15 protein-coding genes are annotated in these 23,298 nt (G+C 66.8%); 8 read left to right on the forward strand and 7 right to left on the reverse strand.

Features of this window, described 5'->3' with window-relative positions; genetic code table 11:
• Positions 1–78: 78 nt before the first annotated feature.
• A complete protein-coding gene (locus NLM25_RS35035; RefSeq protein ID WP_254139907.1) occupies positions 79–3,696 on the reverse strand; it encodes an AsmA-like C-terminal region-containing protein in 3,618 nt (1,205 codons plus the stop codon).
• A gap of 290 nt (positions 3,697–3,986) precedes the next feature.
• Positions 3,987–5,219, reverse strand: coding sequence for a cytochrome P450 (locus NLM25_RS35040; protein WP_254139908.1), 1,233 nt, complete (start codon positions 5,217–5,219; stop codon positions 3,987–3,989).
• A gap of 129 nt (positions 5,220–5,348) precedes the next feature.
• Here NLM25_RS35040 and NLM25_RS35045 point away from each other — a divergent pair, with 129 nt between their 5' ends.
• The 5 genes from NLM25_RS35045 (at position 5,349) to NLM25_RS35065 (ending at position 9,839) form a co-directional block, all read left to right on the forward strand.
• Positions 5,349–5,960, forward strand: a complete 612-nt coding sequence (locus tag NLM25_RS35045) for a TetR/AcrR family transcriptional regulator (RefSeq protein ID WP_254139909.1) — start codon at positions 5,349–5,351, stop codon at positions 5,958–5,960.
• A 196-nt stretch (positions 5,961–6,156) separates the two neighbouring features.
• Positions 6,157–7,116 (forward strand): AraC family transcriptional regulator, encoded by a 960-nt coding sequence (locus tag NLM25_RS35050; protein ID WP_254139910.1) that lies wholly within the window; start codon positions 6,157–6,159, stop codon positions 7,114–7,116.
• A gap of 97 nt (positions 7,117–7,213) precedes the next feature.
• Complete coding sequence (locus NLM25_RS35055; RefSeq protein ID WP_254139911.1) at positions 7,214–7,504, forward strand: hypothetical protein; 291 nt, start codon at positions 7,214–7,216, stop codon at positions 7,502–7,504.
• 119 nt (positions 7,505–7,623) lie between these two features.
• Entirely contained in the window at positions 7,624–8,829 is a 1,206-nt protein-coding gene (locus tag NLM25_RS35060; protein ID WP_254139912.1) for an NAD(P)/FAD-dependent oxidoreductase, read from the forward strand.
• A gap of 92 nt (positions 8,830–8,921) precedes the next feature.
• The gene (locus tag NLM25_RS35065) at positions 8,922–9,839 is read left to right on the forward strand and encodes an MBL fold metallo-hydrolase (RefSeq protein WP_254139913.1); all 918 of its coding nucleotides are present in this window, start codon (positions 8,922–8,924) and stop codon (positions 9,837–9,839) included.
• 176 nt (positions 9,840–10,015) lie between these two features.
• Here NLM25_RS35065 and NLM25_RS35070 read toward each other — a convergent pair whose 3' ends face one another.
• Together NLM25_RS35070 and NLM25_RS35075 are read right to left on the reverse strand one after the other, a co-directional pair.
• Positions 10,016–11,317 (reverse strand): MFS transporter, encoded by a 1,302-nt coding sequence (locus NLM25_RS35070; protein WP_254139914.1) that lies wholly within the window; start codon positions 11,315–11,317, stop codon positions 10,016–10,018.
• A 269-nt stretch (positions 11,318–11,586) separates the two neighbouring features.
• Positions 11,587–14,016, reverse strand: a complete 2,430-nt coding sequence (locus NLM25_RS35075) for an EAL domain-containing protein (RefSeq protein WP_254141316.1) — start codon at positions 14,014–14,016, stop codon at positions 11,587–11,589.
• Positions 14,017–14,300: 284 nt separating this feature from the next.
• Between NLM25_RS35075 and NLM25_RS35080 the strand changes: the two genes are divergently transcribed.
• On the forward strand, positions 14,301–15,467 hold the full coding sequence (locus NLM25_RS35080; RefSeq protein ID WP_254139915.1) for an ABC transporter substrate-binding protein: 1,167 nt from the start codon (positions 14,301–14,303) through the stop codon (positions 15,465–15,467).
• Here NLM25_RS35080 and NLM25_RS35085 read toward each other — a convergent pair.
• Genes NLM25_RS35085 through NLM25_RS35095 form a run of 3 tightly spaced genes read right to left on the reverse strand, consistent with a single transcriptional unit; the run spans position 15,464 to position 19,360 of the window.
• Complete coding sequence (locus tag NLM25_RS35085; RefSeq protein ID WP_254139916.1) at positions 15,464–16,441, reverse strand: NAD(P)-dependent oxidoreductase; 978 nt, start codon at positions 16,439–16,441, stop codon at positions 15,464–15,466. The genes NLM25_RS35080 and NLM25_RS35085 overlap by 4 nt on opposite strands.
• A gap of 11 nt (positions 16,442–16,452) precedes the next feature.
• Positions 16,453–18,306, reverse strand: coding sequence for a TRAP transporter large permease subunit (locus NLM25_RS35090; RefSeq protein ID WP_254141317.1), 1,854 nt, complete (start codon positions 18,304–18,306; stop codon positions 16,453–16,455).
• A 22-nt stretch (positions 18,307–18,328) separates the two neighbouring features.
• Positions 18,329–19,360 (reverse strand): TRAP transporter substrate-binding protein, encoded by a 1,032-nt coding sequence (locus NLM25_RS35095; RefSeq protein WP_254122421.1) that lies wholly within the window; start codon positions 19,358–19,360, stop codon positions 18,329–18,331.
• A gap of 427 nt (positions 19,361–19,787) precedes the next feature.
• Here NLM25_RS35095 and NLM25_RS35100 point away from each other — a divergent pair, with 427 nt between their 5' ends.
• Entirely contained in the window at positions 19,788–21,272 is a 1,485-nt protein-coding gene (locus NLM25_RS35100; RefSeq protein WP_254139917.1) for a caspase family protein, read from the forward strand.
• A 227-nt stretch (positions 21,273–21,499) separates the two neighbouring features.
• Positions 21,500–23,167, forward strand: a complete 1,668-nt coding sequence (locus tag NLM25_RS35105; RefSeq protein WP_254139918.1) for a SulP family inorganic anion transporter — start codon at positions 21,500–21,502, stop codon at positions 23,165–23,167.
• Positions 23,168–23,298 lie beyond the last annotated feature (131 nt).

The following is a 23,298-nucleotide window of genomic DNA, read 5'->3' on the forward strand; positions in this document are numbered from 1 at the left end:
CCTGAGGAGCCCGCCAACGGCGGGCGTCTCGAAGGGATGGCCGCAACGATGCTGCCGGCCAAGTTCTTTCGACTGCACTCACGGATTCGACGGCGTCAGCACCAATGGCGGCTTGGGCCTCGGTTTTACGGGCGGCGGGCCGGGGGCCGGCCTCACCTCGATCGGCGGCGGCAGCGGCGCGACCTGCTGGCTCGCGAGCGGGGGGCTTGGTGCGGCGGGCGCTGCATGCGGCGCTTTCGGCAGCGGCGCGGCTTTTGGCTTCGCCGGCGCGCGGCGGGGATCGCGGCCGGGCATCGGCACATCGGTCAGCGACGGCTCGGGCACGGGATCGGGCGAGACCAGCGTCGGCAGCGCCGCGGTCGCCGGCGGCGGCTCGCCGCGCTCGATCGCATCCAGCCGGCGCGTCTCCCGATCGATCGTGCGCACCGCGAGCCACGACGACAGCGGCGCGAGATCGATGGTGCGGTTGAGCTTGTCGGGCGGCCCCGCCGCGAACAGCTGGATCTCCGGCGGTGCGCCGGAGAGACCGGTCATGATCGGCGTCAGGCTGGCGCGGATGTCGGCCTGGTCGGCGGGAATGTCGTAGCCGCCGGAGACGATGGCGCGCGCATTCTTTGCTTCCAGCGGCGTCGCGCCGACGCGCAGGCGGCCGTCGCGGATCGTGAACGGGATCTGCGCCGAGGCGACCGCGATCGGCGCGGCGGCGAGCGCGGGCTCGACCAGCTGCCGCAGCCTGTTGTCGTCACTGACCTGGCCGCCGTCGCTGGCGCGAATGGCGATCTCGAAGGCGCGCGGATTGAGGCCGCCGATTTCCGCGGCGTCCAGCGTCACCGTGCCGTTGCCGGCGAGCGCACCGGTCAACGCCGCAACGCTGCGGCCCTGGCTGGTCAGCGTCATCTGCACCGAGGCGCGGCCCTTCGGCAACGCGAGGTCGCGGTAGCGCAGCGTCGCTGCATCGACATTGCTGAGCTCGATGCGCGCGTTCAGCGTCAGACCATTGGCGCCATTGCGCGCATCAAGGCTCGCCGACATCTCGCCGCCACTGAGGCCGCCCTTGAGCGTGTCGAGCGCGAGCGACTGACCATCGCTCCGGATCGTGCCGCCGAAGGGGCGCAGCTCGATGCCGCCGGGCAAGGTGGCGTGCAAGGCCTGAAAGGCGATGCGGCCGCGCCAGCCACCGAGCAGTCCCGCACTCAGCGGCTCGCCGGAATCACGTCCGGCCGCGCCGATCACCATCGCGAGCGCGGGCGCAAGGTCGAGCTTGTCGAGACCGACTTCGCCATCGACGCTCTTCTCCTGATCGAGCGTCACCGCGAGATGACCGCGCAGATGCGAGCCGGCCGCGCTGCTGTCGAGATCGTCCAGGGTCAGGCGGTTGCCGGAAAGGCCGACGCGCGAGGACAGGCTGACGGTCCGCACCGATTGGTCGGCCGGGCTGGTCCCGAACAACGGCGCCAGATTGGCGTTGCGCACGCGCAAATTCACGGTGGCCTTGGGCTCCGACAGTTCGACGCTGCCTTGCGCATCCGCATCCAGCCCGCCGCCGCTGAGCTTTGCGCTCAGTTGCAGGGGCTTACGCCACGCGCCGCTCAAACGTCCTTCGAAGCGGGAAGTGCCCTCGCCGGCAGCAACCGAACGATCAAGACCGAACAGGGCCAGTAGCGTACTGCCACGCTGGGACGACATCCGCGCATCGATGGTGAACTCGTTGCCTGAGAGGGCGCCGAGATCAAGACCGCGAAGGTCGGACACCGCTGGCGCAGCGCCCGCCTGAACATGCCCCGTCGCCTGCGGCGTCGCGAAGTCGAGCTGGGCCGTGGCGGAGCGGCGGCCGCCATCCCCTTTCTTGTCGGCACCGAGATCGAGGACCAGACTCGCGGTGGAAGGCCCTGAGGCGGAATCGATTGCCTGAAGGCGCTGGGCCCATGCAGGCGAAAGCGCATCGACGATGGACGTCATCGGCCGCAGCGAAGCGGCCGTCAGGTTCAGCACAAACCGTCCCTGCGAATTGACCCGATCGAAATTTCCGCCGCCATCGACGGACACCCCGCCCGCTTGATCGAACTTCAGGCGATCGAGAGCGACGCTCTTCGGATCGTAGGCGAGTCCGGCCGAAAATCGTTGTAGCTCCTGGCCGGCCGAGATCGCCCGCCCGATGTCGAGCGAGAGTTTTGCTTCCTCCGGCCATTCGCCCTGGGGACCGGCGAGCGCGCGAACGAAACTCGCGGCGGCATCGAGGTCGAGACGATCGGCCTTCAGGTCAGCATCGATCCGCGAGCCTTTGCTGGCGCCTGTCTGCACGAACGCAATACGGCCTTCGACCGTGCCGCCCTCGATGTCGGCTTTCAGCTTGTCGACGGCGAGATGGTTGGCGGCGATGGTCACGTCGCCGGCAAGGCGCAGCGGCCGCGTGCTGCGGCGGTTGACCTCGCTGCGGCCCTGGAGCCAGGCCACCAGCGTATCGGGATCGGACGATTCGACGCTGAGACGGCCGCTGAAGCTGTCGGCGCCGGGCGTTGCGCCGTTGAGCGAGAGCTGCGTCGTGCCGGGCGCGCGCAGCTCGAGCCGCTGGAAGGTCCAGGACCTTCCGTCGGTCTGAAGCTCGGCCGTGATGTTCTGGAGCGGGCGGCCGCCGAGCATGATCTGGTCGGAGTTGAACTCGATCTGCGCCGCGATCGGCGCCTGCGGGATCGCGGCAAGCCCGGCGCGCAGCGCCGGCAGGACGCGCTGCGGATCGGCATCGTCCCTGCCCGCCAGCTTGTCGGCATCGACCTGGCGCGCCGACAGCACCGCCCGCAGCAGCGGCGAAGCGCCGAACCTGACGTCGCCGACACCGCCAAACTTGAGCGCGTTGTCCTCGGCGCCAAAGCTCGCGTCGATCTGATCGAATTTGGCGCCGGCCGGATCGGCCTTGAGCTTTGCCGTGAGCTTCCAGGGCGTCGGCCCCGTCGCGCCGGCCTTCTTGATCGCGGGCACGGCGAGCGTCAGCGCGCCGTCGAATTTCGGCAGGCGATTGTCGAAGGCGAGCACGCCTTCGAGATCGGCCAGGATCGCGCGCTGGCCGGGATCGATGTTGAGGTGGAGACGGGTAGCGCTGCCGTCGGCGCTCGGCCCGGAGGAGACGCGGAACGGATAGCGCACCCCGGCGGCGGTGAAACTGCCGTCGCCGCGGACCGAGCCGGCCAGCGAACGCACGTCGCCGGAAAAGGCGATGTCGTTCAATTCCAGCGTCGAGCGGCTGGCCGCATCGTGCAGGGCGATGCGGCCGGTGAGGTTGAGCCGTTCGATCGCAAGCGAGGCCAGATTGAAGGTGCCGCTCGCGGTGGATGGCAGGTCGACACGGCCCCTGGCATCCAGGCCGAGATCCACGGCCATGCCATTGACCGAGAGCTCGGTGGCGCGCCATTCGCCGCGCATCAGCGAGCTCAGGCTGAACTCTACGTCGAGCTTGTCGGCGCGCAGGCGGCCGAGATCGTTGTTGCCGCCGAAGGTGACCGAGCGCAGCCGCAGCGTCGGCGCGGGCAGCAGCCGCGCGTCCAGCTCGCCCGCCACCCGCACCGGCACGCCGATGATCGTGCCAGCCTCCGCCTCGAACTGGGACCTGAACTGGTTCCAGTCGATGAAATAAGGCCCGATCAGCGCGGCCAGAAGCGCAATGATGAAGGCAATCGCCAATCCGAGCAGCGTCGTCTGCACGGGTCTCCCCTCGGCCAAACCGGCACCCGGGCCAAACCTTGGCCCTGCAAACCTTGGCCTTGAGGCTTCAGGCGCGCCGGAACTGCCTCTTATATAAGGGGAAGTGTGGCGAAGTCACAGCGACTGTTGCGCGCGGAGGTTAACGCGGGTCGCGAGACCCTCACCCTGAGGGGGCCGCGGAACGCGGCCGTCTCGAAGGGCGAGGCCCGGCTATCGCCGCATGGATGCATCCGGGCCTGTCATCCTTCGAGACGCGCTGGCGCGCTCCTCGGGATGAGGACCGCCAGCTGTCACCAGCTCGCCGGCAGGTGCTTGAGGCCGCGCAGCACGAAGGTCGGCCGCCATTCCGGGTTCTCGACGTTGTCGATGCGCAGATCCGGCAGCCGCCGCAACAGCGTCGCGATGGCGATTTCGGCCTCGATGCGCGCCAGTTGGGCACCCAGGCAGAAATGGATACCGCCGCCGAACGACAGCGGCCTCACATTCTGGCGGGTGACGTCGAGCCGGTCGGGCCGGTCGGGGTAGACCGCCGGATCGCGGTTGGCCGAGCCGAGCAGGCAGAGCACGGTCTCGCCCCTGGGGATGCTCTTGCCGCCGAGATCCTCGATGTCCTCCAGTGCCACGCGTCCCGTCATCTGCACCGAGGAATCGTAACGCAGGAATTCCTCGATCGCGCCGACCATCAACTCGGGCCGCGCCTTCAGGAGCGCGAGCTGATCCGGATTGCGATGGAGCGCCAGGAGGCCGTTGCCGATCAGATTGACGGTCGTCTCGTGGCCGGCGCCGAACAGCAGGATGATGTTGGCGGTCAATTCCTCGTTGGTGAGCTTGTTGCCGTCTTCCTCGGCCTGCACGAGCTGGGTGGTGAGATCGTCGCCTGGATTGCGGCGGCGCAGCTCGAACAGCTGCTGGAAATACATCTGCGCCATCATGTTGCCGGCGTTGCCCTTCGCGATCTCCTCCGGCGTGAGCGGTACGGGATCGAGCAGCCGCCCGCCATCGCGCGAGCTCTTGTAGAAGGTCTCGCGATGATCCTCGGGGATGCCGAGCATGTCGCAGATGATGGTGACGGGCAGACGGAACGCGAAATCCTCGATCAGGTCCATGTGACCGCGCTCGATCACGGCATCGATGGCCTGGTCGACGATCTCCTGGATCCGCGGCCGCATGTCCTCGACGCGGCGGGCGGTGAAGGCCTTCACGACGAGGCCGCGCAAGCGGGTGTGATCCGGCGGATCGGCCTGCAGCATCCAGTGACTCATGCTGCGGAAGACCGGCTCGTCCATGATCTTCTCGCTGTAGCGGCGCTTGGAACGCTCGACAAAATCCTTGCCGAAGCGCTTGTCGCGCATCACGAGACTGACGTCGGCGTGGCGGCTCGCGACGAACTGGCCGAACGGCGTCACATGGATCGGATCGATCGCGCGGAGCCGCTCATAATGCGGATAGGGATCGCGGATGAAGTCCGGCGACAGCGGGTTGAACAGCGGTCCGCCGCCGGCGCCTTGCACATGCTCGTTCATGGTGACCTCCAATCGGGTTGCCGCCTGAATCGAATACGCCGGGCAGCCCCCTTGCGCAGCGTAACCATCCCTGTTTTATCAACTCGATACATTGTTGTATCGAGTTGCATTCTGCCCTAAACTGCGCCGATGTCAAGGCTGAGAACCAGGCCGACCAGGGACGACACGCGCGACAAGCTTTTCGAAGCGGCCGCGCGCGTGTTTGAGGCGGACGGCATCGGCGGCGCCAGCATCGAGGCGATCGCCGCCGCCGCAGGCTTCACCCGCGGCGCGTTCTATTCCAACTTCAAGAGCAAGGACGAACTGATCATCGCCATGCTCGAGGATCATGTCGAGCAGTCGATCCGGCGCAACATGGACATCCTCGCGCAGCACGACAATCTCGACGATTTCATCGCGGCGCTGAAGACGATGGATCGCAGCCGGCAGGACCCGCTGGGCCGCTCGCCGCTCCTGCACATGGAGATGATCCTGTTCGTCGCGCGCGCCGAGAAGCGCCGCCCGGAGCTCGCCAAGCGGCTGCGCGCGCGGCGCAAGCTGGTCGCCGACATCGTCGAGGCCACGTTGAAGAGCAACGGCAGGAACGACACGCTGAACCCGCCGTGGATGGCCTCCGTCGTGCTCGCACTGGAAGACGGCTTTCGCCTGCACCGCCTGATCGATCCGGAGACCACGCCGGCCGACAGCTTCCTGCGCGCGATCACGGATTTGCGGCGCAGGACGGGATTGTCGTCGAACTAGCGTTCAAGACACCGACACCTCATCGCCCGCCCCCGCCGTGCATTCGCGAAAGGACGCGCCTGCCTGGAGCAGGATCAGACAAAGCAGAACCGCTTCAGGCAAGACGACGCGCCGTTGCAGCGCATAGAACGCACCCCGACCCGTTTCAAACACGGACGCCTGGTCTGGTTCGAGAGACATCGGGAGGAGCCACGCGATGATCGGGAACACCCCACTCATGCGCAACCCCTCGCACAACGGCCTGCCACCCATAACGAGCACACAGCCGGACGACTGTGCGACGTCGGCGCGGCGCGCCGCCGACGCGGAGATGGCGCGCGTGCTCAAGACCAGGCCGCTTCGCATGGCCTCGGATTGCGACAGCGGCACCATCGCCTATTGGAAGCACGAGCCGCTGCACGACGTGGTGGAGCCGATGGCCGATCACGTCATCATGACGTATCCCGCCGGCTCGCAGACGCTGGAGCGGCGCACGGGACGGACGGCCGCGATTTCGACGGCGCGTCCCGGCGTCGTGACGATCATTCCGGCCGGCTCGACGTCCCGATGGGACATTCACCGGCCCATGCATGTCATCCAGCTCTATCTCCCGCAACGGACGCTGCTGCGCATCGCCGACGAGGCCAACACGGCAAGCTCCGACGACCTCCTGGAAAGAACCGGGGATCCCGACGCCATCACGTCGAGCCTGCTCCTGAGCGCGGCCGACTCGCTCGACGGCAACGGCACGCTGGATGCGCTGTTCAGGCAGCAATTGACGGATCTTCTCGCCACGCGCCTGCTGGCCGCTCATGCAGGCGTGCCGGCTGCGCGACAGCCGACCATCGGCGGGCTAGCGCCATCGGTCTTGCGCCGCGCGATCGAACGCCTGCGTTCGGACGGCGATGCAGACGTCTCGCTCTCGGCGCTGGCGTCCGACGCCGGACTGTCCCGTTTTCATTTCTGCCGGTCGTTCAAGGAGAGCACCGGGCTTTCGCCGCATGCCTGGCTGCGGCAACACCGGCTCGAGCAGACCATGAACATGCTGCAAGAGAGCGACGAATCGGTCGCCTCGATCGCCGCCGTCCTCGGCTATTCCTCGCAAACCGCCTTCGCCGCGGCCTTCAAGAAGCTGACAGGCGAGACGCCGAGCGATTGGCGCAGGCGCGCACGTTAGCAGCAATCTCTCGACAGGGACGGCAATCGCTCTGGGGCAATCGACAATCTGGTTCGCTAAACATCGCAACGTCACATCATGGGGACGGAGACAAACGATGGACTGGAAACGGCTTGCAATTGCCCCCCGGCGGAAGGCCGTCTCGACGGCGCTCGTATACGGGCTCTCACTGACCGTGCGCTTCACCTCGCCGACAGCCGAGGAGGCGCCGCCACAGACCGCGCAAAACGCCAGCGCCTCGACATCGATCCTGCTTGATCGTGACTGGCCCAGGAAGCCCGTGATGCCGGCCGCGCTGCGTGGCTGGCCATTAGGCCCGCGAAGCTGCCAGGGAGGATGTGAAGGCCCCGCGCTGCTGTCCTCGCTGCCGAACTGCACCGCGCCGTAAGGGCACGGCACTCTCCTTTTCACCTCTTGCGCCATCATCGACCCTACGAGGCTCTGCTCGCATCGAGCGGCGGCGACGGCGCGCGCGTTCCAAACCAACCAAACCCAGGATTCGATTACATGCGACTGCTCATCATTGGCGCCGGCTTCGCCGGCATGTACGCCGCTCTCTCCGCTGCCCGCCTGCGCGACATCCAGGGCGCGACGCCGCAAGATCTGGAGATCTCGCTGGTCGCGCCGGAGCCGACGCTGGTCGTCCGCCCGCGGCTCTACGAGCCGAAGCCGGAAACCCTCACCGCCCCGCTGCTCGACGTGCTCGAGGCCATCGACGTCGACTACGTCCAGGGCAGCGCCGAGACCGTCAACACCGAAGCGCGAACGGTGCAGATCGCGGCTGCACAGGGCTTGAAGAAAACCCTGTCCTACGACCGTCTCGTCGTCGCCACCGGCAGCCGCCTGTTCCGTCCCAACATTCCCGGCCTTGCCGAGCACGCTTTCAGCGTCGACTCGCTCGACGACGCCATCGCGCTCGACAAGCATCTGCACGGCCTCGCCGAGCGGCCGGCCGGCAACGGCCGCGATACGGTCGTCGTCGCCGGCGGCGGATTCACCGGCATCGAGGCGGCCACCGAGCTGCCCGCACGCCTGCACAAGATTTTCGGCAAGGACGCCGGCACGCGCGTGATCATCGTCGATCGCAACAGCGCGATCGCACCCGACATGGGCGAAGGCCCCCGCCCCTTGATCGAGGAGGCCTTGCGCAAGCTCGGCGTCGAGACCCGGCTCGGGGCCGGCGTTGCCTCGCTCGATAAATCCGGCGTTACGCTGTCGACCGGCGAACACATCGAAACCGAGACGGTGGTGTGGGCGGCAGGCATTCGCGCCGCGCCATTGACAGCGCAGATCCCCGCCGAGCGCGACAATTTCGGCCGGCTGCTGGTGGACCGCGATCTGCGCGTGCCCGGTGTCGCCGGCGTCTTCGCCACCGGCGATGCCGCGCGGGCCGCATGCGACGACGACGGCAATTACGCGCTGATGTCGTGCCAACACGCCACGCGCATGGGCGCCTTTGCCGGCAACAATGCCGCCGCCGAACTCCTGCGCGTCCCGACCAGGCCGTATCACCAGAAGGCTTACGTCACCTGCCTCGATCTCGGCGAAGCCGGCGCGCTGTTCACGCGCGGCTGGGACCGCAAGGTCGAGATGGTCGGCGACGTCGCCAAGAAGACCAAGCAGGAGATCAACACCGTCTGGATCTACCCGCCCCGCGCCGAGCGCGCCGCAGCGCTCGCGTCAGCCGACCCGGAACGTGTGACGAGCCTCTAGCGGCACGAAAGGATGACGGCCGCGCTCTCCCGGCTGCGCGGCCGGCCCAACCAGAACAAGCCGGGAGCTCTGCCTTGAAACAGGAGACCAACATGAACCTGCACAACACCTCATACCAAGCGACATCGAAACCCGAAGAGCTGGTGCCGTCGCGCTACGCGCTGAAGGTCGGCGAGATCGATGTGCTGGTGGTCAGCGACGGCGTGCTGCCGCTGCCAACCACCATGCTGGCGCACAACGCCACGCCGGCCGACCGGGCGACCTGGCTGCACGACATGTTCCTGCCGCAGGACGCATTCGACTGGGCGCTCAATGCGGTCATGGTCCGCAGCGGCGGCAGGACCATCCTCATCGACGCCGGACTGGGATCAGACCCAGACCTGCACCTGCCGCGTGCTGGCCAGTTGATCAAGCGTCTGGAGGCCGCCGGCATCGATCTTTCGTCCGTGACCGACCTGGTGCTGACCCACATGCACATGGACCATATCGGCGGGTTGCTCGTCGACGGCGTGAAGGAGCGGCTACGCCCGGACCTGCAGATCCACGTGGCGGCCGCCGAGGTCAAATTCTGGGAGGCGCCTGATTTCTCGCGCGTGGCCATGCCGCCGGGATTCCCGGACGCGCTTCGGGCGGCCGCCAAGCGGTTCGCGAAGGAGTACGGCGGTCAGCTGCGGCAGTTCGACGAGGAGCACGAGGTTGCGCCGGGCGTCATCGTCCGTCGCACCGGCGGCCACACCCCCGGACACAGCGTGGTTCGCGTCGCGTCAGGCGGCGAGGCGCTGACGTTCGCCGGCGACGCCGTGTTTGCGGTCGGGTTCGAACAGCCGGAGTGGCACAACGGCTTCGAGCACGACCCCGAGGAAGCCGCGCGCGTTCGTATCCGCCTGTTGCGACAGCTTGCCGAGACCGGCGAGATGCTGGTGGCGACGCACCTGCCGTTCCCGTCGATCGGCCGGGTCGCAGCCGACGGCGACGCCTTCCGCTGGGTGCCGGCGTTCTGGGACTACTGATCGCTTGCTGAGTTAGGGCCAAGCCGGGGCGGGTGCTCATGACATCCATGAGTTCGCGCCCCGGTTTTCATGCGTCGTGTCGCCCGGAAGCGATTACGCTGACCGCGCACCCCGCCGAGACGCGACATGCTCAACGTTCTGCGAAAAGGGCGACGACGAATCGGCGCGTGCGGAACCTATTCGGCGCCGGTTGCGGCCGGAAGCTTGTGCAGCCTGCCCGCCACCGCACGCACCTTGCCCGGCGCGGCCTGCCAGATCGAGAGCGCCGACAATCCGCTCACGAGGATCGCGATGCCGAAGGCGAGCGTGTAGTCGCCGGCGCGATCGTAGAGCAGGCCCGTCACCCAGGGACCGGCCGCGCCACCGGCAAGCGCCGCCAGCATGATCGTGCCGAAGATGCTGCCCTGGTGCCTGCCCTGGAAGATCTCGAACACCACCGCGCCCATGATCGAGGTGAGGCCGTAGCCGAGCGCGCCTTGCGTGAACACCATGACATAGACCAGCCACAGCGACGGCTGGAATTTCAGCGCCATCAATGCCGCAAAGCAGATCGCAAAGCCTGCGCAGCTGATCGCCCACACCCATTCCCGCCCGATCCGGTCGGAGACGTGGCCGAGCAGGATCTGGCCGGGAATGCCGAGCAGGCTGACGATACCGAGCGCCCACACCGCGACAGCCGGGCTGAAGCCGATGTCGAGCAGGAATTTGGTCTGGTGCACCTGCACCGCGTACCAGATGTACAGGCCGCTGAAATAGCCGAGCGCGATCCACCAGAAGCGCGCGGTCGCGACCGCCCGCTTGAGCGTCCAGTCGGTGCCGACCCAGACGGGATCGACGATGTTTGAGACCGGCGTTGCCGCGCCCGCCGCCGGCGTGGCATCGCCGTCCGGCTGAAGGCCGATGTCTTCGGGGCGCTTGTGCAGGAACAGATTGATCGGCGCGAGCACGACGAGGATGAGCAGCCCCATCGCGGTACAGGCGGTGCGCCAGCCGGTCTGCTCGATCATGTGCTGCACCCACGGCAGCAGCGTCACCGAGCCGATGCCGACGCCGGCAAAGGCAATCCCGATGGCGAAGCCGCGCTTGCGGATGAACCAGTTCGGCAGGAACAGCGACTGGCCGGAATAACCGAGACACACCGAGCCGGCGCCGACCATGACGCCGATGGTCACGTAGAGATGCCAGGGTTGGCTGGTGAGTGGCGCGAGCAGCAGCCCGCCACCCATCAGCACGACACCGAGCTCCATCACCGCGCGCGGGCCGGCGCGATCCATCAGGCGGCCGATCAGCGGGCTGACGATGCCGGAGACGACGAAGCCGAAGGAAAATGCCCCGGCGGTGACGCCACGCTCCCAGCCGAATTCGGAGATAATGGGAGGAAAGAACAGTGAGAAGGCGGTGCGCGCGTTGACGCCGATGGCCATGGTGACGAAGGTCACGGCGACCACGACCCAGCCGTAGAAGAACGGAAGTCGCATGTTTCTGTTATTTCATCCCTGGACGATCCTAACGACCATCCGGGGCTGCCCGGGTCAAGCGATTTTCGCACATGCCCGCTTTGGCGCGTAACAATCGGAAATGAAAGAAGCGTGGCGGGCGGTTTGCGGCCATCCTTCGAGACGCCCGCTTTAGACGGGCTCCTCAGGATGAGGACGGAGTGCGCGGCAACAGTTTCAACAGGCACATGCCGCTTGGCCTCATCCTGAGGAGACCGCGAAGCGGTCGTCTCGAAGGACGAGGCGCGCGCTCAGGCTGCGTCGAGCTGCGAGGGCTGAACGGCAACGTCGAACGTGATCTGGTCGACCGGCTGCGGGCGTCCGAACAGATAGCCTTGTGCAAAGTTGACGCCGAGCGCCGTCAAACGCTCGAACTCCTCGGCCGTCTCGACGCCTTCGGCAGTGACCGACATATCCAGCCCGCGCGCGAGCGTCACGATCGAGGCGATGATCGCGGAGCTGCGCGGCTGATGCGCGAGGTTGCGGATGAAGGACTTGTCGATCTTGATCTTGTCGAACGGGAATACTGTCAGATAGCTCAGCGAGGAATAGCCTGTGCCGAAATCGTCGAGCGCCAGCTCGATGCCGATGTGCTTCAGCCGCTCCATGAAGGCAAGGTTCTCGACGCCGCGCTCCAGCAGCACGGATTCGGTGATCTCGATCTCCAGCCGCTGCGGCGCCAGGCCTGAATCGCGCAGCGCCGCGCAGATCGTCTCGAACAGCTCGGCTTCCTTGAACTGGATCGGCGACAGGTTCACCGCAACGATGAGATCGGAGGGCCAGCAGGCTGCGTCCGCGCAGGCGCGCCGCAGCACGAATTCGCCGAGCGGCACGATCAGTCCGGTCTCCTCGGCCAGCGCGATGAACTGGTCCGGTGGGATCAGGCCGCGGCTCGGATGCCGCCAGCGCACCAGCGCCTCGAAGCCGCGACGACCACCGCCGGCGACATCCACAAAGGGCTGATAGTGCACCTCCAGCTGGCACTGCGCGATGGCGTCGCGCAGATCGCCCTCCAGCGTATTGCGAGCCTCGAGCTCGGCCGACATTGCCTCGTCGTAGATGGTGAAGCAGTTGCGGCCGGCCGATTTCGAGCGGTAGAGCGCCAGGTCCGCCTTCTTCAGCAGCTGCTCCTGGTCGCTGCCATGGTCCGGTGCGATCGCGATGCCGATGCTGGTGCCGATCTCGACACGATGGCCGGGCAGGAGGAACGGTTCGGCGACCAGCTTGGCGATCCGCGCGGCGAGCTCGGTCGCGCAGGCCCGCTGATCGTCGCATGCCTCCTGGATGATGGCGAACTCGTCGCCGCCGAGCCGCGCCAGCACGTCGGTGGCGCGCAGCGCAGATCGCAGCCGCAGCGCCACCTGGCGCAGCAGCACATCGCCCGCACCGTGGCCGAGCGAGTCGTTGACGTTCTTGAAGCGGTCGAGATCGAGCATCAGGATCGAGAACGGCAGGCCCCTCACGCTCAACTGGTTGTTCATCAGGTCGAGCCGGGTGAGGAAGAAGGCGCGATTCGGCAAGCCCGTCAGGATGTCGGTCTGGGCGAGCTCCAGCACCCGCCGGTTCGCCAGCGACAGCCGCCGCGAGTTGCGGCTTGCGAGCATGAGATAGGTTGCGAGCGACAGCGTCAGCAGCATGCCGACGATGATGACCGCGACCGCGCGGTCGTAGGCCGTCTCCAGCGAACCGCCGGCCGTCGGCATGGCGCGCACCTGCCAGTCGGTATCCCCGATCTTGAGGTTGCCCGACCAGTGCAGCGTCCGGGCGACGTCCCGCATCGACTGCGGCGACGTCGCGGCCGACGAATAATCCGGCAGCATTTGCTCAAGGCTGACGATCTGCCCCGTGAAGGGCGGATAGACGTTCACGCTGACCGCCGGGCTTGCGCCCGTGGTGACGCGGATGGACTGGAGCAGCAGCGGCAGGTCGAAGACGCCGACGACGAAGCCCGCCAGATTGCGCCGCCGGTCCGCGACCGTGTCGCGCGACGTCCCCTTGGCGTAGACGGGAATGGCGACGAGGACGTCGGGCAGCCGGCCGCCCTCCTTCGGCTCGTACAGGCGCGTGCGAATGGCGGCGACGCGGTCATTGTCGCGCGCGCGCTCGAGCACCGCGCGGCGCTCCGGGACGCTCGCGTAGTCCATGCCGTAGACCGAGGACGTCTTCGGCTGGGTCGAGTAGAACACCGGAAAATATTCATCGGCCTGCGGCGCGGTCGTGAAGCCCTCGCCCTGGAGCGACTTGATGCGATAGCCGGACACGCCGTCCGTGATCGCGGCGGCCTCGTATTCGGCGCGCTCCTTGCGGTTGACGCGCGGCAGCCAGGCGATGCGCAGCATGCCGGGATGACGTTCGAACAGCCGGGCACTGAAGGTCTCGAATTCGCTGCGGGTGATTTCCTCGTTGGTCGATTCGAACAGCGTGCGCAGCGCGACGAGCCTGGAGATGTACTCGCTCATGCCGTTCTGCATGACGATGGCTTCGGTTTCGGCCGCGTTGGCGAACTCGATCCTGGTGACGCGATCTTCCCATCGCGCCACGGCGGCAGCGCCCACGACCGAGAACAGAAGACCGACGCCGACTGCGACGAGCGCAGGGCGATAGAGTCCGAGCAGCGGCGCGGCACGCCACCATCCGCTCCTACGCCCCCGATCCTGATCGTTCTGATCCCGACCGCCCATCTTGATCCGCAAGTCCCCTGTCACGGCAGCCCACCTCTGGTTGAGCCACCGTAACTGCTATCGGACAAGGACCGCGGTTAAGAACCGCACAATTTCGCAACCCGTGCGTTTCACATTGCGTGGCTTAGTTAACGATTGACCAGCAAGCAGGGCCCATTTTGCCAGCAACTTGCCGCTTTTCCCCGGAGTCTTACGGAGCACTGTTGCATCAAGGGTTAGCGAGCTGTTCAGGCCGGCCGGACTAGCGTTTCCGACAAATCTTCCCTTATCCGGCAAGCATCCTCATGACACGACCGCGATCAGCGGCCCGCGCCGCCCTGGCCATCGCGCTACTCGCCGTGGTGAATTTCGCAGCGAAAGGCGACGAGGTCGGCGTCAGCGAGGATGCGATCCTGTTCGGCCAGGCCGCCGCGCTCGAGGGCCCCTCTTCCGCGCTGGGACAGCGGATGCGGCAAGGCATCGTCGCGGCCTTCACCGAGATCAACGCCAAGGGCGGCGTCCACGGCCGCAGGCTTCAGCTCATCAGCCGCGACGACGGCTACGATCCCGATCGCTCGGTGGCGCAGACGCTGCGGCTGATCGAGGACGACAAGGTGTTCGCGCTGATCGGCGCGGTGGGCACACCGACCGCGATGGCGACCATACCGATCACGAGTGCGAGAAACGTTCCCTTCATCGGCCCGTTCAGCGGCGCCGAGTTCCTGCGCGACCTCGAACTGTCCAACGTCGTCAACATCCGCGCGAGCTACGACGCAGAGGCCGAGGCCTGGGTCAAGCACCTCACCGAGGATCGCCACTACACCCGCATCGGCATCTTCTACCAGGACGATTCCTTCGGCCGCGACGGTCTTGCCGGCGTGAAGCGCGCGCTCGCCAGGCGCGGCCTCGAACTCGCCGCCGAAGGCACCTTCGAGCGCAACACCCGCGCGGTCGGCTCGGCCTGGCGCATGATCAAGCGCGCCGAGCCCGAAGCCATCGTGATGGTCGGGACCTACGGCCCCTGCGCTGAGTTCATCAAGCTCGCGCATCGCAGCGGCTTGCATCCGACCTTCGTCAACATCTCCTTTGTGGGCGCCAATGCGCTGGCGAGAGAGCTCGGTCCCGACGGCGAAGGCGTCATCGTCTCGCAAGTCGTGCCGTTTCCCTGGGATCGCTCGCAAAAGCTCGTCGCCGACTACCAGGCGGCGCAGACGGCGTTCGACCCGACGCTGACACCGGACTTCGTGTCGCTCGAAGGCTATCTCTCCGGCCGCCTCGCGGCCGCGGCGCTGGAACAGGCCGGGCCGCAGCCGACCCGCGCGAGCCTGCTGCGGGCCGTCAACGATGTCGGTCGCTTCGACATCAGCGGCAACGTTGTCACCGTCGGCGTGCGCGCGATCGAGACGCAGCCGAAGGTGTTCTTGACGGTGATCCAGAAGGACGGGACGTTCAGGGCGGTCGACCGCCTTTAGGGCCGCCGCGTCCAGCGGTCGGCGTTGACGGCGCCTTGCGGCACCTCGCCTTTGACGATCGCCTCGACCTGCCGCACCGTTTCCAGCGACTGATATTCGATCGCCTGCGGCGTCAGCCCGCCGACATGCGGCGTGGCGATGACATTTGGCAGCCTTGCGAGCGCCGGGCTCGGCATCTGGTCGGGCGCGCGGCCGACATCCATCGCAGCACCTGCGATGCGGCCTTCGAGTAGAACCTTCGCAAGCGCGGCCTCGTCGACGAGGTTACCGCGCGAGAGGTTGATGAAGACGGCGTGCCGCTGCATGCGCGCCAGCGCGACCTCCCCGATCAGGTTCTCGGTCTGCTCGTTGGCGATCGCCAGGCAGACGACATAGTCCGATGCGGCGAGGAGCTCGTTGAGAGAGACATGCCGGATCTCGCTGTCGCCGACGGTCGCGAAGGGATCGGCGACCAGCACCTCCATGCGCATCACCTTGGCGATCTCGGCGAGGTAACGCCCGATGCTGCCATAGCCGATGATGCCGATGCGGCTGCCGGCGAGCTGGCGGCCCATCCGCGCCTCGACCTTGCGGCCGGCCTGGTAGTCCGCCGTCGCCCGCGACACGCCGCGGGAGAGATCGACCATGAAGCCGAGCGCGAGCTCGGCCACCGCCTGCACGAAGCCCGGACCGGCGCGGGTCACCAGCACGCCGGCGTTCGAGGCCGCATCGACGTCGACATTGCGGATGTCGACGGCACAGCGGACGAAGGCACGCAGGCGCGGCAGTTGCGCGAAGATCTCGCCGCGGCCCTCGGTCATGCGGTCGGCGACTATGATGTCGGCATCATCAGCGGCGCGCACGAGGCCGGCGGCGTCCAGCGTATCATCGCTCTCGTGCAGGATGACATCGGCGGCCGCGCGCAGGCCATTCAGGCTGCGGTCGCCGTAGTAATTGCGGCGCATCTCCGGCGTATGGGCCAGCAGAACTTTCACGGCAACACTCCTCAATAGCCGAACGCGCGTGGCAGCGCGGTCGAGAGCCACGGCACGAAGGCGATGACGAGCAGGCAGAGGAACAACAGGCCGAGATAGCCCATGATCGGCTTCACCGTCTGCTCGATCGGAACATTGCCGATCAGGCAGGCGCCATAGAGTCCGAGCCCGAGCGGCGGCGCGAACAGGCCGATGCCCATCGCGATGACCAGCACGACGCCGAAATGCAGGGGATCGACGCCGAGCTGCACGGCGACCGGCAGCAGCAAAGGCCCGAAGATGATGAGCGCGGCGGCGCCTTCCAGCACCGAGCCCATCACGATCAGCACGGCGATCGCGAGCAGGATGAACAGCGACACGCCCGAGGTCTTGGACAATCCCAGCATGAAATCGCCGACCGCATGCGGCACCTGCTGCAAGGTCAGCGTAAAGGCGAGCGACTGCGCCGCGGCGACGATGAACAGCACGAGCCCCGCGCGCGTCGCGGCCTGGACAAAACTGTGCGCCGCCGACTTGAAGCTGAGCTCCCGGAACACGACGCTGCCGACGACGAGCGCATAGGCCACGGCGAACGCCGAGATCTCGGTCGCGGTGGCAAAGCCGCTCTTGAAGCCGAAGAAGATCATGAAGATCAGGCCGAACGAGGCGATCGCGCCGCTCCACAGGCCCGACACCGGCATCTGCGGTTCGATATCCTCGGCTTCAGCCGGAGTCTTGCCGAAGATGATGGAGACGACGATCAGGACCAGCGCCATCAGCGCCGCCGGCAACAGCCCGGCGACGAACAGGCCGCCGATCGACAGGTTCGCCACGAACCCCAGGATGATGAGGTTGATGCACGGCGGAATCGTTTCCGCCATCACCGCGGACGCGGCAAGCAGCGCCACGGCGCCGCCCGGGTTCTGCTTCGAGCGTCGCGCCGCCGGGATCAGCACGGAGCCGACCGCGGCGACATCGGCCATCTTGGAGCCCGAGATGCCCGAGAACAGCACCATCGAGGCCACCATCACGACGTTCAACCCGCCGCGCATGCGGCCCACCGCGCGCTGCAACAGCTCGATCAGCCGCACCGACATGCCGTTGGCTTCCATGAGGTAGCCGACGAGGATGAAGAAGGGAATCGCGAGCAGCACGAAATTGTCGATGCCGCGCGCCATCTGCTGGGCGAAGATCACGCCGGGCAGCGCGCCCTCGACCCAGATGAAGATCAGCGCGGCCAGCGCCAGCGCGAAACCGATCGGCAAGCCGCCGAACAAGGTCGCGAAGAAGCCGATCAGCATCAGCGTGCCAGCCGAGGGCACCGTAGACGGCGACAGATAATCCCAGGCGAGATAGAGGCCGGTCACGATCGCGACCGCAATGAGCCCCCTGACAATGTCAGGAAACGGCCGCGCGCAGAGCTGATCGATCGCGAACACCGTCATGAACAGCGCGCCGATGCCCATCGGGTAGAAGGTCAGCTCCAGCGGCAGGCCGGATCCCGTGGTCTGGCCTGCCGTCAAGGACCCAAGCTTGATCGCGTTGTAGGCGACATAGCCCGAGATCAGCACGACGAGCACGCTGCTGGCGGCATCGACCAGCGCGCGCAGCCGCACCGGCAGCAGATCGCGGAAGAAGGACACGCCGACATTCTCGCCGCGCGCGAGCGCGCTCGCCGCGCCGAAGAAGGCCGAGCCGACCATCAGGCCCCGGGCGACGTCGTCGGACCATTCGACCGGCGCATTGAAGAAGAAACGCAGCAGCACGGAGACGCAGACCACGACGAGATCGGCGGCCAGCAGAATGGCCGCGATCGCATCGCTGAGGCGAAGCAACAGGGTGATGCTCCCGTGGCGCTCGCCCGAGAGAGACACGGCGCCGGCCATCGCCAGCTCGGATTTGGCCATATCAGGCCTGCGTCGCGCGGATGACGTCGATGACGGCCTTGGATTCCGGCCGCGCCTTGATGAAGTTCTCGTGCTGCGGCGCGACGCGCTTCTTGAACGCTTCGCGGTCGCATTCGGCTACCGTGACGCCCTTCTCGGTCAAGGCCGCCAGCGCCTCCTTCTCGACCGCAAGCCCGTGGGCACGGGTGTCGACCGCGGCCTTCTTCGCGGCATCGAGGAAGCCCTCGCGCAGCTTCGGATCCATGCGGTTGTAGGTCATGTCGCTGAAGTAGATCGCGAGCGGCGAGAAATTGTGCTGCGTCAGCGCATAGAATTTTGCCGTTTCGAAGAACTTGCTGGCGAGGATCGTCGGCGGATCGTGCTCAAGGCCATCAAGCACGCCGGCCTGCAGCGCCGTGTAGATCTCGCCGAACGCCAGCGGCGTCGCGGCGGCGCCCATCAGGCGCAGGCATTCCGTGATGACGGGATTTGGCAGCGTGCGGATCTTGAGGCCGGCGAGATCCTCCGGCGTCTTCACCGGCTTCTTCGCCAGCACGCTGCGTGAGCCGAAATTGTAGGCCCAGGCGATGATGCGGATGTTGCCGCCCTTGAGCAGCGCGTCCTCGATCGGCTTGGCGGCGCCGGCGTCGAACGCCTTGGTCTGCTGCGGGAAGCTCGAGAACAGGAAGCCGAGGTCGAAGGTACCGACCAGCGGCACCAGATTGGCCGAGATCGACGAGCCCGACACCATGAGGTCGATGACGCCGAGCTTCACCGAGTTGATGACGTCGATCTCCTGCCCGAGCTGGTTGTCGGGGAAGAAAGCAACCTCGACCTGCTCGCCAAGCCCGTTGCCCTTCAGGTTCTTGACGAGGTTGTCGTAGTAGACGCGGCCGTTGGCGTATTTGGGATCGTTCGGCAACGAGGAGGAGCATTTCAGCTTCAGCGTCGCAGCTTCCGCGCGGCCGATGATGGCGGGAGAGAGCACGAGGCCGGCGGTGACCGCCGTCGACGACTTGATGAAGGTGCGACGGCTCACGGGCACGATGGTCATGGCGCGGTCTCTCCCCGAATATTCTTGTTTACGGCCGAGATCGCAGCCACGGCCTGTTGCGCGGACTGTATGGCCAAAGCGACGGGGCAGGCAAGGCTTGCCCCAGGACGTCGCAATGCGGCGTGTTGCGAATATTGACGGCATCCGCGCGCACCGAAACAAGCATGTTTTTGCGGGATTCTTGATGAGACCGGCCTGGAGCCCGATGTGCGCAAGGACACTTTTGCGCAGCATCAGCGATCAATCCAATTGGCGCATGGATCAATGCGCAATTCACATGGATGCCACCAGAACGATGCCGCTGGGCTCCGGCAGACGCCCTGCCCCATTTTGCCGCGGCTTAGCGTGATCCAGTGCACAGACAGGCACGTGGCGGCGACCTAGAAAAGGTGACATCATCGCGCGCATTGCCGATGGAGGTGACACTATGCGCCGTCCAGCCTTTCGCAATTTGCTTCTTGCCTCCAGCCTTCTCGCGCTCACGCAATTGATGACGCCGACAGACGCCGCCGCCGAGGCGCGGCTCGCACTCGTGATCGGTCAGTCGGCCTATCGCACGGTGCCGGAGCTGCCCAATGCCGCCAACGACGCCAAGGGCATGACGGAGCTGCTCGGCAATGCCGGCTTCACCGTCACCACGGCGGCCAATCTGGCGCAGAACGAGATGCGCGCGGCGATCTCGGATTTCGCCGGCAAGGTCAGCGCCAGCGGCGCCGATACCGTCGCGCTGGTGTTCTATGCCGGCCACGGCCTCCAGATCGACGGCGAGAATTATCTGGTCCCGGTCGATCTCGATCCCAAGCGCGAGGCCGACATTCCGCTCCAGGGCGTGCGGCTGAACGATCTGCTCAACACGCTCGGCGCACTGCCGACAAAGGCGCGCATCTTCATGCTCGACGCCTGCCGCAACAATCCGTTCCCGGCGCTCAGCGGCGCCGGCCACGGGCTCGCGATCGTCGATACCAAGGCCGGCGCGCCCGGCTCGTTCATCTCCTATTCGACCTCGCCCGGCGCGGAAGCCGAGGATGGCAGCGGCATCGACAGCCCCTACACCACCGCGGCGCTGACCGTCGCCAAGCAGCCCAATTTGCCGATCGAGGAAGTGTTCAAGCGCATTCGCGTCGCGGTGGCGCAATCGACCGACGGGCGGCAGATCCCCTGGGAAAGCTCGTCGCTGACGACCGACTTCAGGTTCTTCGGCGGCGAGAGCAGCGGCGGTCAGCCTCCTCTTCCCGGCGCATCGTCAATGGCGCTGGCCAGCGGCACGCGCAGCGTCGAGGACTGGCGCAGGGATCTGCAGGGCAAGGACGCCAGGGCCGCCTATGAGCTCGTGATCACCGACGACACCGTGCCGGCGTATCAGGCCTATATCGAATTATACGCTCAGGACGCCCGCACGCCGCGCCTGCGCACGGTGCTGGAGCGGCGGCGGCAGATGCTGGCGTGGGAGCGGGCCACCGCGATCAACACGCGCGCCGCGTTCGAGGCCTACCTCAACAATTGGGACAACAGCGACCTCGCCGCCACCGCGCGCAGGCTGCTGCTCCGCGTGCAGAACCGCAACTATGCGTTGCCCGTCACGGCTGCAGCGACCCCTGCCCCGATCGCCGTCGCAATGGCGCCGACCTGTCCGTGCTCGACGCCGTCGCCGCCGGCAACGCCGGTCAATCCGAGCGTCGCTCCGGTGATCAAGAAGCGCGTCGACGACACGCCGCCGAAGCGCAAGGTGGTCGAGACGCCGCCGAAGCGCCGGCCTGCGCCTCCGCCCGAGGAAGTGGTCTACGAACGCGCGCCGCCTTCAGGCCCACCGCCCGGCGCCGTGATGCAAGGCATCGGCATTGGTATCGGACTTGGCGTGGGAATGGGTGGCGGTCGCGGCGGCGATTATCGGAACGACCGCGGCCGGTACTGAGGCCATTTCGGCGAGCCGGAGGATAAAGGAGGATAAATATGTCCTCCGTCATTGCGAGGAGTTCTAGCGGCGAAGCAATCCAGGCTGTCTCCGCGGATGCATGTCCGGATTGCTTCGCTGCGCTCGCAATGACGGCGGATGCAGAGAAATTGCGTCTGTCGCTTCCCGGTACGGAAATGCTGTAGTCTGGTCGCCCGCCGCCAGGCTTTCCGGGGGACTTCTGATCAATGCCGCACGACGCTCACGCCAGGCACACATGGCCGCTATTCCGCTCGCTCGCGTCGTATTCCCTGCCCGGCGACCTGATGGCCGGCCTGACGCTGGCGGCGATCGCCATTCCCGAACAGATGGCGACCGCGCGGCTCGGCGGCTTTGCGCCACAGATCGGCTTCTTCGCCTTCATGGCCGGCTCGCTCGGCTTCGCGCTGCTCGGCGGCAACCGCTTCCTGTCCTGCGGCTCCGACTCCACGATCACGCCGATCTTCGCCGGCGGGCTCGCGGCGCTGGCCGCAGCCGGCTCGCCCGAATATCAGGGGCTTGCGATCGCACTGGCGCTGATGGTCGGCGCGATGATGCTGGCCGGCGGCGCGTTCCGCCTCGGCGGCATCGCCAACCTGTTGTCGGTGCCGGTCATGGTCGGATTCCTCGCCGGGATCTCCGTCCACATCATCGTGTCGCAGCTGCCGGGCGTGCTCGGGCTTCAATCACCGAGCGGGCCGACGCTCGATCGCATCGGCGTGCTCGCCGGCCAGCTCGGCCACACCAATCCGTTTACGCTGTGCATCGGTCTCGGCGTGCTCGCCGTGGTCTTCATCTCCGAGAGGGTCAGTGCGAAGATCCCGGGCGCGCTGATCGGGCTCGTCGCCGCGACATTGGCCACAATCGCGCTCGGCCTCGAGAGCAAGGGTGTCAACGTCGTCGGCATGGTGCCGGGCACGTTGCCGCGGCCGACCCTGCCCGAGCTTGCGCCTGAGCAGTGGGTGCGCCTGGTGCCGCTCGCCTTCGTGATCACGGTCGTGGTGATGGTGCAGACCGCCGCGACGACGCGGTCGTTCCCGTCCGATCCTGACAAGCCCGCCGATGTCGATCGCGATTTCCTCGGCGCCGGCGCCGGCAGCGTGCTGTCCGGCCTGTTCGGCGCGTTCCCGGTCAATGCCAGCCCGCCGCGGACGGGCATCGTCGCCGAGACCGGCGGACAGTCGCAGCTCGCGGGCCTTGCAGCAGCGGCAATCGTGCTGGCACTGCTCGCGTTCGGCACCGGATTGTTGCAGCACGTTCCAGACGCCGCGCTCGGCGGCATCCTGCTGTTCGTGGCACTGCGGATCATCCGCGTGAAGCAGATCGCCACGATCTACCGCCAGTCGCCGAGCGAATTCCTGCTGATCGTCGCGACCGCCGCGCTGATCATCGTGCTGCCGATCCAGCAGGGCGCGTTCCTCGGCATCGTGCTGTCGCTGCTGCACGGCATCTGGAGCATCACGCGCGCCAGGCTGGTCGAGTTTGAGCGCGTGCCGGGCACCACGATCTGGTGGCCGGCGCATCCGCACATCGCCGGCGAGCGCATCAATGGCGTCGCCGTGATCGGGCTGCAGGCGCCGCTGTCCTTCCTCAACGCGCCCGGCTTTCGCAGCGACGTGGCGAAAGTGCTCGGCACGTCGACGCCGCAGCTGCTGGTGCTGGAGGCAAGCGGCATGGTCGAGATCGACTTCACCGCCGCGCAGATCCTGCTCGACGTCTTCAAGGTGTGCAGCGAACAGGGCGTCACGGTCGCGCTGGCGCGGCTGGAATCGGCGCGCGCGCAGGACGCGTTCGAACGTTTCAGACTGTTCGACGCCCTGCCCCGCGAGCACGTCTTCCACAGCGTCGACGAGGCCGTGCGCAAGCTGGCGAAATAACCACCGCCTTCAGTTCGCGGAGTAAGACCACGGCAGCGCGTCAAAGCTAGCACTTGATTTCCTGCTGCGACCGGCGACAATGACGTCGCGCCAGCTTCCGGTACCGAACTTCACATAAGACGGGGAAAACC

This window comes from Bradyrhizobium sp. CCGB01 (assembly GCF_024199795.1).
Classification (GTDB): domain Bacteria; phylum Pseudomonadota; class Alphaproteobacteria; order Rhizobiales; family Xanthobacteraceae; genus Bradyrhizobium.

Coding starts and splice junctions, on each gene's coding strand:
- NLM25_RS35090 (WP_254141317.1), bottom strand. CDS start 18,306: ATGGCCGGCGCCGTGTCTCTCTCGGGCGAGCGCCACGGGAGCATCACC.
- NLM25_RS35040 (WP_254139908.1), bottom strand. CDS start 5,219: ATGAACGAGCATGTGCAAGGCGCCGGCGGCGGACCGCTGTTCAACCCG.
- NLM25_RS35065 (WP_254139913.1), top strand. CDS start 8,922: ATGAACCTGCACAACACCTCATACCAAGCGACATCGAAACCCGAAGAG.
- NLM25_RS35100 (WP_254139917.1), top strand. CDS start 19,788: ATGCGCCGTCCAGCCTTTCGCAATTTGCTTCTTGCCTCCAGCCTTCTC.
- NLM25_RS35080 (WP_254139915.1), top strand. CDS start 14,301: ATGACACGACCGCGATCAGCGGCCCGCGCCGCCCTGGCCATCGCGCTA.
- NLM25_RS35055 (WP_254139911.1), top strand. CDS start 7,214: ATGGACTGGAAACGGCTTGCAATTGCCCCCCGGCGGAAGGCCGTCTCG.
- NLM25_RS35050 (WP_254139910.1), top strand. CDS start 6,157: ATGATCGGGAACACCCCACTCATGCGCAACCCCTCGCACAACGGCCTG.
- NLM25_RS35060 (WP_254139912.1), top strand. CDS start 7,624: ATGCGACTGCTCATCATTGGCGCCGGCTTCGCCGGCATGTACGCCGCT.
- NLM25_RS35070 (WP_254139914.1), bottom strand. CDS start 11,317: ATGCGACTTCCGTTCTTCTACGGCTGGGTCGTGGTCGCCGTGACCTTC.
- NLM25_RS35045 (WP_254139909.1), top strand. CDS start 5,349: ATGTCAAGGCTGAGAACCAGGCCGACCAGGGACGACACGCGCGACAAG.
- NLM25_RS35105 (WP_254139918.1), top strand. CDS start 21,500: ATGCCGCACGACGCTCACGCCAGGCACACATGGCCGCTATTCCGCTCG.
- NLM25_RS35095 (WP_254122421.1), bottom strand. CDS start 19,360: ATGACCATCGTGCCCGTGAGCCGTCGCACCTTCATCAAGTCGTCGACG.
- NLM25_RS35075 (WP_254141316.1), bottom strand. CDS start 14,016: ATGGGCGGTCGGGATCAGAACGATCAGGATCGGGGGCGTAGGAGCGGA.